A 12,624-nucleotide genomic window follows, 5' to 3' on the forward strand; every position below is an offset into this window, starting at 1 on the left:
CAACAAAAGACTATACCTGACTATTCACTCGTTCACCCATTCACCCATTCAAAATTAAATTGTGTCATTCTAACACTAAAAACAAATTTATTTATATTTGTTAGGTGATAAGTTAAATAAATGCGTCAAATTGGTCTGAGAACATCCTAAACCGACATTTATGAAAGAAGACTACGTCATTGGTATCGACTTCGGTACCGATTCTGTGAGGGCATTGGTGGTGAATGCGCTTACCGGCGAACAGGTGGGTACGGCCGTGCGGGAATATCCGCGCTGGAAACGGGGGGAATATTGTGATGCGGCTATTTCGCAATTTCGCCAGCACCCGCTCGATTACCTCGAAAGTCTGGAAAGCGCCGTGCGGAATGCATTGGACCAGGCGCCTGGGGGCGTGCGGGAGCGGGTAAGGGGGATTTCGGTGGATACGACCGGTTCTACGCCTGTGGCTGTGGACCGGAATGGCACGCCGCTCGCATTACTTCCCGAATTTGCCGAGAATCCCAACGGCATGTTCATTCTCTGGAAAGACCATACCGCCAATGCCGAAGCCGGAGAAATCAATCGGCTCGCGCATGGTTACAACATTGATTTTACAAAATATGTAGGCGGTATTTACTCGTCGGAATGGTTTTGGGCCAAAATCCTGCGCACGCTGCGTGTGGATGAGGTTGTGCGGGAAAAAGCATACTCCTGGGTGGAGCATTGCGACTGGATTTCCGCCGAGCTCACGGGCATTACCGATCCGCTGCAACTGAAACGCTCGCGCTGCGCCGCCGGTCATAAAGCGCTCTGGCACGAGGATTTCGACGGGTTGCCTCCCAATGCGTTCTTCAAAGAGCTCGATCCGCTGCTCGACGGCCTCCGCGACCGGCTTTTCGCCCATACCGAGACTTCCGACCAAGCGATGGGGACCATTTCGAAACAATGGGCCGAAAAACTGGGCATTCCGGCCGATGTCGTGATCGGCGTGGGCGCGTTCGACGCACACATGGGTGCGGTAGGCGCGCTGATAGAACCGTATTCATTATGCAAGGTAATCGGTACCTCTACCTGCGACATGCTCGTAGCGCCGAACGACGAGGTGGGCCATCTGCTGATCAAAGGCATTTGCGGACAGGTCGACGGCTCCATCGTGCCGGGTATGCTGGGTATGGAGGCCGGCCAATCGGCGTTCGGGGATATTTATGCGTGGTTTTCTAAAATCATCACCGATCCCGTACGAACCTTGCTAGGGGAGGAGGAAGCGGCGAAACTAGCGCAGAAACTGATCCCGCACCTCGCCGAACAAGCCGCGAAATTGCCTGTCACCGAAAACGATATCATCGCCATCGACTGGCTGAATGGCCGTCGTACACCCGATGCGAACCATACCCTCAAAGGCGCGTTGCTGGGCCTGAACCTCGCCAGCGACAGCGCCCGTGTATTCAAGGCATTGGTAGAAGCGACGGCATACGGTTCGAAGGCGATCGTTGAACGGTTCCGTAGCGAAGGCGTGCCGATCCACCAGGTGATCGCGATCGGCGGGGTGGCCAAGAAATCGGCATTTGTCATGCAGACCCTGGCCGATGTGCTCAATATGCCGATTAAGGTAGCTGCGTCGGAGCAGGCCTGCGCATTAGGCGCGGCCATGTTCGCGGCGGTGGCGGCGGGTGTGCACCCTACCTTGCAGGACGCGCAGGAAGCGATGAGTTCCGGGTTCGATGCCGTGTACCAGCCGCGTGAGGCACAATCGGCCATTTACCAGCAGCTTTATCAGAAGTACCTCGAAGCAGGTGAATTTATCGAAAACGAATTTTTACAAAAAGCACATTTACAACTCACCTGATGCTTGATTTAAAACAGTTTGAAGTCTGGTTCGTCACCGGAAGTCAGCATTTGTACGGCGAGGAAACGCTCCGCCAGGTCGATGAACATTCAGAAATCATCAGCCGCTACCTCGGCCAGGCCCCGCAGGTGCCGGTGCGTGTGGTTTTCAAGCCGGTCGTGAAAACGCCTGACGAGATTTATCGCATTGTGCAAGAGGCCAACACGGCCGCCAACTGCATTGGGATCGTGGCCTGGATGCATACTTTTTCTCCCGCCAAAATGTGGATCAGGGGTTTGCAGATCCTTCAAAAGCCATTGCTGCATTTGCACACCCAATACAACCGTGACATTCCCTGGGCGGATATCGACATGGATTTCATGAACCTGAACCAATCGGCGCACGGCGACCGCGAGTTCGGTTTCATGATGACGCGCATGCGCCTGAACCGGAAGGTAATCGTAGGCCATTGGCAGCAGGAAGACGTAGCCGAACAAATCGGGCAATGGGCCCGGGTAGCAGCCGGCCGGCATGACCTGAAAGGTGCGAAATTCGTTCGTTTCGGGGATAATATGCGGGAAGTAGCCGTTACCGATGGCGATAAGGTGGCCGCCGAAATGACATTCGGATTTTCCGTCAATACCTATGCCGTCGGCGACCTGGTCGCGGTGATCAACGAGGTTTCCGACAACGAAATTTCCGCATTGACCGACGAATACCGCGATACTTACCAACTCGCTTCCGGCCTGGAAAGCGGTGGCGCCAGGCACCAGGGATTGCGCGATGCCGCGAAAATAGAGCTGGGTTTGAAATACTTTCTCCAAAATGGCAATTTTAAAGGGTACACCAATACTTTCGAAGACCTGCATGGCATGAAGCAGCTGCCGGGTATCGGCTCGCAGCGCATGATGGCGGCAGGCTACGGCTACGCAGGCGAGGGCGACTGGAAGACGTCCGCGATGGTGCGTGCATTGAAAGTAATGGCCAGCGGCCTGCCGGGCGGTAATTCGTTTATGGAGGACTATACCTATCATTTCAATCCGGCCAATAACCTTGTTCTCGGTTCGCATATGCTCGAAATATGCCCCAGCATTGCCAAAGGGAAGCCTTCGGTGGAGGTGCATGCATTGGGAATAGGAGGGAAGGACGATCCGGTACGCCTCGTTTTTAATGCTCCTGCCGGTCCGGCGCTGAATGTTTCGCTCGTGGATATGGGTAACCGCTTCCGCCTGCTCGTGAACGAGGTGGAGGCCGTGGAAGCGACCGAGCAACTGCCGAAATTACCCGTTGCCCGCGTGCTGTGGAAGCCGCAGCCGGATATGGCTACGGGCTGCGCGGCCTGGATCTATGCCGGCGGCGCGCACCATACGGCGTTCAGCCAGAACCTTACGACGGAGCATATCGAGGCTTTCGCCGAAATGGTGGGTGTGGAACTCGTGGTGATTGATAAAAATACATCGCTGCGCCAGCTGAAAAACGAGTTGCGATGGAGTGAAGCTTATTACCGATAATCCCGCATGTCGAAATATCAATATCTCAAAGAACAGGTCTACGAGGCCAATATGGAAATCCCGCGGGAGGAGCTCGCGATCGTGACATTCGGGAATGTGAGCGGCATCGACCGTTCGGCGGGTGTGGTGGCAATCAAGCCCAGCGGGGTGCCGTACCACCGGTTGAAAGTGGAAGATATCGTGATCGTTGACCTGGATAATATCCTTGTCGAGGGCAATATGCGGCCTTCTTCGGATACCAAAACGCATACGCTGCTGTACAGGCATTTCCCGTCGATCGGGGGCGTATGCCATACGCATTCCACGTACGCGGTAGCATGGGCGCAGGCGATCCGCCCGATCCCGAACCTGGGCACGACCCACGCCGACCACCTGACGGTGTCGGTCCCGGTGACAGAAATCATGTCCGACGAAGCCATCGAGCGCGACTACGAGCACGAGACGGGTAACCAGATCCTCGATCTGTTTGCGAAGGAAAAGCTCAGCTATGAAGAAGTGGAAATGGTGTTGGTGGCCTGCCATGGGCCATTTACCTGGGGGAAAGATCCTGCGAAGGCGATCTATAATTCGATCGTGCTGGAAGAAATCGCGAAGATGGCTTACCTGACGTTGCAGATCAACCCGGCCGCCGCGGCGATCAAGCAGAGCCTGTGCGACAAGCACTATTTCCGGAAACACGGCAAAGATGCCTATTACGGGCAGGGCTGCTAGTTCTTTTTTTCGGATCGCCGGCTGGCGATGTTACGCATTTGCTGCAATGCTTCCTGGCGGGTCATCGCTTTTTCGTTGGACTTGGCTTCCTGGATGGCTTCTTTGGAAAAGCGGCCTTTCAGCAGATTGAAAAGGGTTAATAGCATCGTGTTTCTGTTAAGCAGGGCTTGCAGCCCATTCCTACCCAAACTTAACAAAAAAAGCTGCCGGTGTTCCCATTCACCGGCAGCTTACGTCAAAAACGTTGAGTATAATGAGTGCTTTGGTTGTTGATTACGAAAGTGCTTCCTTGCGCAGTTTTTTTCCGGGGTGAAATTCGTCTTGGATCCAGCGTACAAAATTGTGGGAGTTTGTTTTGTAAATCTCCATGGACAAGGGTTTGATACCACTGAACTCAACCTCTTTAACGTACTGTGCGTGCAATTTCAAAATCTCGGCCAGGGTTTTGCTATCCGTTTTCATTAAAACATTGTGTTAAGGTTTACACTGGTTGTCAGTCAGTGTGCAATAAACACGTACCCGGGCCTTCATAAAATCTTTTAATATTAAAAAAATTATATTATTGATTTGAAACCTTATAGGAAATGTATGTACAATAAGGTACTTCCGGTTCATTGCCAATAACAATGACCGTTCAAATTGTTACATTATAGGACAATTTGTGGAGGTATGCTTCGCTTCACAATTCAGCTTATTCGCTTGACTATCAACAGTTAGAGGGGATGTCCAATATATAGTACGTCAAAATAGTACAAAAAAGGCCTTTTTGGTCAACCAGCCGCCGTAGCCTTTGGTTACAAGTTTGCCCGGCGGCCGACTTAATTGATTATACTACAAAAATTATACTACACGGTTGTCATAATCCCAACTTCTTTTTCAGGAAAGGAATTTCAAGCGGCTTGGGGAGCAGGTCGATGATGTGCGGGCTGGCTTTGGCCTTCTCGATGTCTCGGGTGTCGATGGTGGAGGAAAGCATGAAGATCCGGACCTTCTGCCGCAGGGGCTCGGGAAGGTGGTCGAATTCGTCGATAAATTCGAAACCATTCATATCCGGCATTTGCAGGTCGAGCAGGATAATGGTTTCCGGCAGGCCGTCGCCCTGTGTGGTGAGGTGTTTGAGCGCGTCGCGTGCCGAGTTGAAGGTTTTCACTGAATGGGTGATGCCGCTTTTGATCAATAGCTTTTCGTAGATAAACAGATCGAACGAACTGTCATCTATCAAAAAGAAGTTAAGCAGTGGCTCCATGGCGGGTTTATTTGTTAATAGAAGGAATGTTGATTTCAAAAATACTACCTTCGCCGATTTTTGAAGTTACGCTGATTTCTCCTCCCAATTTCGAGATCGCCTCGTGTACGATGTAAAGTCCTATCCCTGAGCCGCTGTTGGTGGCACCTGCCCGGTAAAACATTTTGAAAATTTTGTCCTGATCCGACTCCTTAATGCCCGTTCCGTTGTCGGCAACGATGATTTTGGCCTCCGAGGGCGTCGATTTGACCGTCAGGTGAACGAATGGATCGGCCTTCGACTTGTCCTGGAACTTGATCGCGTTATTGATCAGGTTATTGAAAATGATCCGCAGCTTCATCACGTCGGAATTGAATATGCCGTCCTGCTGGATGTCGGTCGTCATTTTCAGGTTGCCGTATTCGGGCAGGTATTGAATGGTGGCCTGCACTTCGGTGACCAGCTCTTCGAAACTGATATCGGTCACGACGGGCACGCCGCGCGCATTTTTGTAGTAATCGATGATATTGATAATGAACGTGTCCAGCTTTTTCACCGACTGGCGGATCAGTTCCAGGTACTCGTTCTGCGACTTCACGTCGTCTTCCAGCAATGCGAGGTTCACGATGCCGAGCACCGACATGAGCGGGGCGCGGAGATCGTGGGAGGCGCTGTACACGAACTTGTCGAGCTCCTCGTTCGCTTTCTGCAGTTCGATATTACGCTGTTTGAGGTCTTCACGGGTCTTGTAAATGTCGTATGCATTGGAAATCGCATTTTCGACATATTTGTAATCCCACGGCTTATCGATAAACCGGAACACTTCCCCCTTGTTGATCGCATCGATCGCCGCGCCGATGTCGGTGTGGCCGGTGATCAGGATACGGATCGGTTTCGGATAGTCGATCCTGATTTTTTCAAAGAACTGCACGCCCGTCATGACGGGCATCCGCTGGTCGGCCAGGATAATGCAGAAATCCTTTTCTTCCAGCATTTGCTCCGCTTCTACAACCGAGGACGTGATCGTGATATCGTACTGCTTGCGGAACGAAGCCTTGAACGAATGCAGATTGTGTTCCTCGTCGTCAATGTACAGAATGGTTATAGCTTTTTCGCTCATTGAAAATCAGGGATTGGGCGTGCTTTTCTTTTAACAGGAAGCGTGATCAAAAATTCTGTTCCTTCTCCAACTTCCGTGTTTACTTGAATATTACCGCTGTGAACTTCGATAATTTTAAAGACAATTGAAAGCCCGAGGCCGGTACCGTCTCCCACCTGCTTGGTGGTGAAGAACGGCTCGAAAATCTTGGCGCGAACCTCCGGTGTCATACCCGGACCATTGTCGCGCATGGAAATCGCCACCGTTTCCGGGTCTTTCAGCCATGATTTTACCCAGATGGTCGGGGTTTTGTTCTCGTGCTTTTCCTTCTGCAATGCGTAAATCGAGTTGGTCAGGATGTTCATAAACACCTGGTTAAGCTTGCCGGCATAGCATTCGATGCTCGGGATATTGCCCAGTTCCTTGACCAGCGTAATGGAATTGCCCATCTGGTAATTGAGAATAATGAGTGTGGACTCGATTCCCTCATTGACATTGACCAGATTAAGGTCGGTTTCGTCCACCCGCGAGAATATTTTCAAACCTTTTACGATCTCGACCGTCCGGTGAGCACCATCTTCCATGCCTTTGAGCAGGGTACCGAGCTCGGTTTTGAGGTAATCCAGGTCGAGGTCGTCTTTCAGCTGTTCGATCTCCTTCACTTTGTTCTGCAACCCTTCCATCGACTCCACATGGCGGACCTCGTCGTACGAATCGAGGATTTCGAGCACGTCGTCGATGTCGCGTCTCAACGGGCGGATGTTTGAGCTTACAAAGTTGATCGGGTTGTTGATTTCGTGGGCGATACCGGCAGTCAACTGACCGAGCGAGGCCATTTTCTCGGAATCGATGAGCTGGGTCTGGGCGTCTTTCAGCTTGGTAAGCGTCAGGTTCAGCTCGGTATTGGCAAATTGCAACTCGGCCGTGCGTTCGTTGACGCTCTTTTCGAGGAAGGCATTCTGTTCGAGGATGATCTTCTCGTTTTCCATTGAAATCCGCAGCGCCTGCGCCTGCGATATTTCCTTTTCCTTCTTGAAAATGTTGATCTTATCTGCCAGCGCAAACGAAAGCAATATCACTTCGATCGCCGTACCGGCCTGCATGGTGTAGTTGGTAAATGTATTGTAGGGCAAAATGTTCAGGTTCCGCAACGAGTACAGCACAATGCCGATCAGGAACATGGACCACGCCACGAGGAAGAACTTGGCCGGGCGGTAGCCTTCCAGCGAGAGGATGAATGCCACCACCAATGCAAACAGGGCTGCCGATGGCGCCAGCACGTCGATGATCCGGTAGCTGACCATGCTCAACCCGGCCAGGTTGAAGAGCACTGCCACGCCGTAAGTCACGATAATGACCATAATAATCCGGTAGTTCGTGAGGGAACGCTCGCGGATATGCAGGAAGTTTTGGAAAAACATCAATGCAAAGCTGCCCGCCAATGCCGGGAAGAGGATGATCGAATATTCGTTGAAGGCGGGTACGTCGGGCCAGAGGAATTTGAACGTATAACCTGTAATCGTCGTCTGCGTGAGACCGATGAAGAGAATGTATAAAACGTAATACAAATAGCTCTTTTCACGGATCGAGAAGTACACGAAGAAGTTGTACAACATCATCACAAACAGTACGCCGATGTGGATTCCGGAAATGATTTCGTTGGTTAATGCAAACTGGAAGAGCCCCATCTCGCTGCGGACGATCAGCGGGACGACGAGCTGCTCGCTGCCGTGGATTTTCAGGTAGTAGGTTTGTGCGGATTGTCGCGGGATATTGAGTTTAAATACAATGTTCTGGTGCTTCACCCGCCGCTTGTCGAATGGGTCGTTCCAGGAAATGGTTTCTTCGCTGGTTTTGCCGGCTTCCATCGAGTACAAGGTAACCGTCTCGATGCGCGGATAAGCCAGTTCCAGGAACACGTTATCCTCGGCGCTCGTGTTCCTGATATTGAGCCGCAGCCAGAATGTGGATGCACTGACCCCGAAATTGGGCGTTTCCTCCTGGCTCGGCGTGAACTTGCCCCGTGCTTTCACGTCGTCGATCGTCATGGCTGCCGTGGTGTCCTCCATGATTTCCACCTGCCTGCCGATGGTAACGTCGTTTCCGTTGAACACGACCTCTCCGGCACGGGCGTGAACGAGGACGCCCAGGAGCAAAAGAAGACTTCCAATAACCGCGCGGTAAACCTTTACATCCATTTATTGATATCGTAAATTATCGTTAAGTCCCCGCGCCGGCCGGTTTCCACGACGGTTTGGGTAGGGTTTGCTCTCAGGCTGAATATTTTTTCGCGTTCCTCGTCGGTCGCGAAAGGGAGGTTGTTCAGGTCGCGGGCGATCAGCGAGGTCGCGATCAACCCTTCTTTCGGGTAATAGAATGTGCCGTTGTTGCCTAGGTCGGTCAATACCTCGAAACCGATGCGCTGACTGATGACCAGGGTAATCGGCGAACAAAGGCCCATCAGGTAATTGATCCCTACTTGCGAAGCAATCGCCATGGCAGTTCTACCCAGGTATACGCTGCCGATGCCGTAACCGGCTACCTCCTTGGAGTTGAAAAGTCCGCAGAACTCGGCCACGTTGTAGTCCCCGATCTTATCCACATAGCCGTAAATGCTCTTGTCGATTTTCGCGATCGCGTCTTCCATGGGCATTTTCAGGTTCGGGGAGCGCACCTGCACCCGCGTGCCGCCGTAAATGGATTTCCCGTCCTCGGATTCCACAATGATCACATACGTGTTCGGATCGTCGAGCCAGGTGTGGGTGGCCGAGGTAACCTGCTTTACGCCATATGCTTCCAGTACTTTCCGGTGTCCTTCGACATACCGCATGCTGGTTTCCACGTCGTCCGGCGCACGGTACGCTTTAATATGTGCTACCATGTACAGTTACGGGTTTACGATGAAAAGTGTCTCATTTAACGGCAACCGATAACTTTTGACCGCCGGCTTTTCAGCCTTCGCTATTTTAAATAAAAACACTTCCGCCACGTCCTCTCCATAAGGGACCATCTCCATGAATTTCTTTCTTAATGTGCGCAATCGGGTTGCTTCGGCGTCGTCGAGGCCTGCATTGTTGCCCTTTGTAATGCGGGGGAACAAATAAAACGGGGAAATTAATGGATGGATCGCAAATTGCAACTGTTCGGCGCGAAGCCAGAGGCGCTGCATGGCAATTCCCCCCTTGAAAAAATCCTCGTAACTATATTTCGGCATGGTGATCATGCCCAGCGCCGAAGCTGTGCTGACCGACCTGAGCGCCGCATCCACGAGCGCCCCGCCGCCTTGTATTCCTTTTAATGTCTGTGAAATCTCACGGTCGCGGATGATCGACAGCGCGGCGATCTGCGCATTGTTCAGGCCGAGGGTGCGTACATCGATACCATCGCGCGATTGTTCCGCGTCGGACGGCGTCCATTTCATCTCCCGGTGTACGAAGTCGTAATGGCCCTCGGGGTTGAGCAGGCGCACGCGGTCGCATTCGCCGATGACCCCGCCGAGGGCCATAATCTGCTCTTTCTCTGCAAAATAATGGAATGCGGCTCCCGGCACACTTTCGGCTGCTTCTTTCAATTGATCAAAAACCTCTTCACTGATCGGCACCGCTGTCGACGGGTTGCGGTTGGTGGTGCGGTCGTAAATGACGTTCACCGCGCCCGGATCGTATACGCTTTCGCCCGCTTGCGCGTCCGGGAGGAAATCGATCGCGGCAATGAGCGGCGAATCCTCGCCGAGCGGGAACAGCTCGGCCGTGACGCCCAGGCCGGCTTCGTGGCTTTTTAATAATATGTTCTCATAAGATGCCCCGAAAGAAATGTTCGAAGCGATCTGGTCGAAGTCGCCGAAGGAAAACGAGCGGAAACGATCGTGAAAAAGGAACAGCCTGCCATGATGGTAAAGCCATTTCCAGGGCTGATCGTTGCCAGTCGACGGTGCCTGGCAGGCCGCTTTCACGATCTCCGCAAGCACATTTTCAGCGATGCCATGTGCCGGCGCGGCCGGTAACGACTCAACTATACGAACGGCCTCCGACAAGTCGAAAGGCGCGAATGGATTGTCTCTTTTGGGGGCTTGCGCCGGGGATGATTTGTCGCCTACGAGATCTTCCAGGTCGATATAATACCTGCCTGACTCATGGAACTGGTCGAGCAGGATCCGACGGCAAACGTCGGTTACGACCCCGCCGCCGAGCGTGACGGCGCTGGCCAGCTGCGGCCAGGTGCCGATGCTTTGCCCGATTTCCACGAGCGATACCTTGCCCCGTTTCGAGCCGTTGATCGCATTCACGATCCGCAGCACGAGCGGCAGGCGGTCTTCTTCGGAAATCTGGTCGAATTTTTCCAATGGCAGCCCTTGCAGGTAGCCGTGGAAAATGGGCCTATCAGGCTCACTGTCAAATCGTTCTACATCTAGCATGCCCCGGTCGCTGGTTTCCATAACCACAGGGATGCCGAGTTGTGCGGCACGGATACGGCAGCTGATTTTCAGCCCAATGTCGTCGCATTCGTCGACGAGGATATCCAGCTTGCCGCCATCCAGCAGGAAAGTGTCGAGGTTTTCCTTGCTGATGCCTTCCGGAAAGCATTCAATATCGAGAAACGGATCTATTTCAGCGATTTCGCGGGCGGTAACAATGCATTTGTTGACGCCGATGTTGTGCAGGCCGGTACGGATCCTGTTCAGGTTGCTGAGCTCAATGGTATCGAAATCAGCGAGTTTCAATTTGCCGCAGGTACGTTCGGTGGCAATGCTCAAAGCGACCGAATGCCCAACCGACAGCCCGATGATGCCGATCGTCCGGGCAGCCAGGTGACGTTGCTCGCCGGGCGTGATTTTGTATTGGTTACGACTGGTGCGGAGCTCGGTGAATTCTTCCTCGTTCACCAGGTGCAGCAGCCGGTCCGACCACGGGTAATAGACCCAAACCCCCTCTGTGTCGACATTTTTGCCCTCGGCCCATTGCAGGTACTTTTGTTCCGTTTCTGCGGCGCTGAGCCGCTTTTTCGGGTGCCGGATTCGGATAAGTTCTTGTTTCTGGGAAGCAAATAGGTCCAGGATGGTTTTGCCACGATAATCTTCAATGAAGGAAAGGAATTTTTCTTTATCTGCGTAGCGCTCTTGTGAGATGAAAACCGGTTTGTAGATATAGTTGAGCTCTGTGTTACTGTACATTTTAGAATAATTGTGAAGCCTGTCCTTCAATGGGCCGTGGCCAGATTAAACAAATCACAAAATTGTGCCGATCTTCGCATAAAATTCACCGGACCGGCTAGCGCATCCCTTGAATCTCGTATATTCACGCATTTTTACTTGCTTCAATAAGTACACAAATTGCTGAATTTATTTTTGTAAAACTAACCCCTGGTTCTATGGGGGGCAAAATATTTGGACGTTTACGTCAAATATTCCCTTATTAGCAGATGCTTGTGCCGACACGACCTGTAAAATTTTGTCAAAAGTGCTGTGGCCGTTGATGCGAATATAGAATTAATATTATAATATTATCAATTAGTTCGGGGCAGTATGAACCCACGCCCTGTCAAGCACCAGTAATTCAGGATGGAAAAAGGAAAAATAAGCGTATTGTATGTGGATGATGAAATCAACAATCTCAATTCATTCAAAGCCGCTTTCAGAAGAGATTTCAATATTTTAATCGCAACCTCAGGCCGTGAAGGCCTCGAATTGCTGAAGCACAATGTCGTGCACGTCATTATCACCGACCAGCGGATGCCCGAAATGACCGGTGTCGACTTTCTTATAGAGGTCTTGAAAGACTATTCAGACCCTGTGCGTATCCTGCTTACCGGTTATACCGACATTACCGCTGTGATCGACGCGGTGAACAAGGGGCATATCTATTATTACCTCAACAAGCCATGGGACGAGCAGCAGCTGCGCATCATCATCAAGAATGCTTACGAGATTTTCCACCTCCGGGAAGAAAACAAGGAGCTGATCGAAAAGCTGATCGACGTAAACGGGCAATTGGAGTTTTTGCTCCGGCAAAACCTGCTTTCCTAGCACGGCATACTAGCGCATGGGGTACCGCTTGCGGATGAGGCCTTTGAGCCCCGCCACCGACAGCCGCGATCCGCGGAACATGTAGGTAAGCAGGGAGAATGCGGTGGTGAATGCAACCGCCAGCAGCAGTATGGCCGCGAAGAGCAGGTTACCGATGGCTTTGAGAAAAATGATTATGTCCATGACCTTATATAGTGGGTGACTGCACAGCATTTTGTAAAAACCGTACCAGCACGCTCCCTAAACTGCAAA

Annotated in this window: 12 protein-coding genes; 4 read left to right on the top strand and 8 right to left on the bottom strand. The window is 51.9% G+C overall.

Annotated elements, in window-relative coordinates:
* The first annotated feature begins 160 nt into the window (after nt 1–160).
* From H144_RS0104645 to H144_RS0104655, 3 genes are read left to right on the top strand one after another with little or no spacing between them, the layout of a single operon-like run.
* On the top strand, nt 161–1,825 hold the full coding sequence (locus H144_RS0104645) for a ribulokinase (protein ID WP_019940873.1): 1,665 nt from the start codon (nt 161–163) through the stop codon (nt 1,823–1,825).
* Nucleotides 1,825–3,315, top strand: a complete 1,491-nt coding sequence (gene araA, locus H144_RS0104650; protein WP_019940874.1) for an L-arabinose isomerase — start codon at nt 1,825–1,827, stop codon at nt 3,313–3,315. Before H144_RS0104645 ends, araA begins: the two co-directional genes overlap by 1 nt.
* 6 nt (nt 3,316–3,321) lie before the next feature.
* Nucleotides 3,322–4,026: an L-ribulose-5-phosphate 4-epimerase gene (locus H144_RS0104655; RefSeq protein ID WP_019940875.1), complete on the top strand. Its 705-nt coding sequence runs from the start codon at nt 3,322–3,324 to the stop codon at nt 4,024–4,026.
* Here the strand turns inward: H144_RS0104655 and H144_RS34560 are convergent.
* From H144_RS34560 to H144_RS0104690, 7 genes are all read right to left on the bottom strand, one after another.
* Nucleotides 4,023–4,172 (bottom strand): hypothetical protein, encoded by a 150-nt coding sequence (locus H144_RS34560; RefSeq protein WP_169409363.1) that lies wholly within the window; start codon nt 4,170–4,172, stop codon nt 4,023–4,025. The two genes, H144_RS0104655 and H144_RS34560, sit on opposite strands and share 4 nt — an antisense overlap.
* 127 nt (nt 4,173–4,299) lie before the next feature.
* Nucleotides 4,300–4,488 carry a hypothetical protein gene (locus tag H144_RS0104665; RefSeq protein WP_019940877.1) on the bottom strand — a complete coding sequence of 63 codons (189 nt, stop codon included), beginning with the start codon at nt 4,486–4,488 and terminating at the stop codon, nt 4,300–4,302.
* A gap of 394 nt (nt 4,489–4,882) precedes the next feature.
* Nucleotides 4,883–5,272, bottom strand: a complete 390-nt coding sequence (locus tag H144_RS0104670; RefSeq protein WP_019940878.1) for a response regulator — start codon at nt 5,270–5,272, stop codon at nt 4,883–4,885.
* A gap of 7 nt (nt 5,273–5,279) precedes the next feature.
* Nucleotides 5,280–6,371, bottom strand: a complete 1,092-nt coding sequence (locus H144_RS0104675) for a sensor histidine kinase (protein WP_019940879.1) — start codon at nt 6,369–6,371, stop codon at nt 5,280–5,282.
* Nucleotides 6,368–8,548, bottom strand: a complete 2,181-nt coding sequence (locus H144_RS0104680) for a sensor histidine kinase (RefSeq protein WP_019940880.1) — start codon at nt 8,546–8,548, stop codon at nt 6,368–6,370. The genes H144_RS0104675 and H144_RS0104680 overlap by 4 nt, the downstream gene beginning before the upstream one ends.
* Nucleotides 8,539–9,231, bottom strand: a complete 693-nt coding sequence (locus tag H144_RS0104685) for a hypothetical protein (protein ID WP_019940881.1) — start codon at nt 9,229–9,231, stop codon at nt 8,539–8,541. Before H144_RS0104685 ends, H144_RS0104680 begins: the two co-directional genes overlap by 10 nt.
* Before the next feature lie 6 nt (nt 9,232–9,237).
* Complete coding sequence (locus H144_RS0104690) at nt 9,238–11,520, bottom strand: Rv1355c family protein (RefSeq protein ID WP_019940882.1); 2,283 nt, start codon at nt 11,518–11,520, stop codon at nt 9,238–9,240.
* A 387-nt stretch (nt 11,521–11,907) separates the two neighbouring features.
* On the opposite strand from H144_RS0104690, the gene H144_RS0104695 reads away from it, so the two are divergent.
* Entirely contained in the window at nt 11,908–12,372 is a 465-nt protein-coding gene (locus H144_RS0104695; RefSeq protein ID WP_019940883.1) for a response regulator, read from the top strand.
* Nucleotides 12,373–12,381: 9 nt separating this feature from the next.
* On the opposite strand, the gene H144_RS34565 is transcribed toward H144_RS0104695, so the two are convergent.
* Nucleotides 12,382–12,555, bottom strand: a complete 174-nt coding sequence (locus tag H144_RS34565; protein WP_019940884.1) for a hypothetical protein — start codon at nt 12,553–12,555, stop codon at nt 12,382–12,384.
* Nucleotides 12,556–12,624: the final 69 nt, after the last annotated feature.

It is taken from the genome of Dyadobacter beijingensis DSM 21582 (genome assembly GCF_000382205.1).
In the GTDB taxonomy this organism is placed as follows: Bacteria; Bacteroidota; Bacteroidia; order Cytophagales; family Spirosomataceae; genus Dyadobacter; species Dyadobacter beijingensis.

Coding starts and splice junctions, on each gene's coding strand:
- H144_RS0104685 (WP_019940881.1), bottom strand. CDS start 9,231: ATGGTAGCACATATTAAAGCGTACCGTGCGCCGGACGACGTGGAAACC.
- H144_RS0104675 (WP_019940879.1), bottom strand. CDS start 6,371: ATGAGCGAAAAAGCTATAACCATTCTGTACATTGACGACGAGGAACAC.
- H144_RS0104690 (WP_019940882.1), bottom strand. CDS start 11,520: ATGTACAGTAACACAGAGCTCAACTATATCTACAAACCGGTTTTCATC.
- H144_RS0104655 (WP_019940875.1), top strand. CDS start 3,322: ATGTCGAAATATCAATATCTCAAAGAACAGGTCTACGAGGCCAATATG.
- H144_RS34565 (WP_019940884.1), bottom strand. CDS start 12,555: ATGGACATAATCATTTTTCTCAAAGCCATCGGTAACCTGCTCTTCGCG.
- H144_RS0104695 (WP_019940883.1), top strand. CDS start 11,908: ATGGAAAAAGGAAAAATAAGCGTATTGTATGTGGATGATGAAATCAAC.
- araA (WP_019940874.1), top strand. CDS start 1,825: ATGCTTGATTTAAAACAGTTTGAAGTCTGGTTCGTCACCGGAAGTCAG.
- H144_RS34560 (WP_169409363.1), bottom strand. CDS start 4,172: ATGCTATTAACCCTTTTCAATCTGCTGAAAGGCCGCTTTTCCAAAGAA.
- H144_RS0104670 (WP_019940878.1), bottom strand. CDS start 5,272: ATGGAGCCACTGCTTAACTTCTTTTTGATAGATGACAGTTCGTTCGAT.
- H144_RS0104680 (WP_019940880.1), bottom strand. CDS start 8,548: ATGGATGTAAAGGTTTACCGCGCGGTTATTGGAAGTCTTCTTTTGCTC.
- H144_RS0104645 (WP_019940873.1), top strand. CDS start 161: ATGAAAGAAGACTACGTCATTGGTATCGACTTCGGTACCGATTCTGTG.
- H144_RS0104665 (WP_019940877.1), bottom strand. CDS start 4,488: ATGAAAACGGATAGCAAAACCCTGGCCGAGATTTTGAAATTGCACGCA.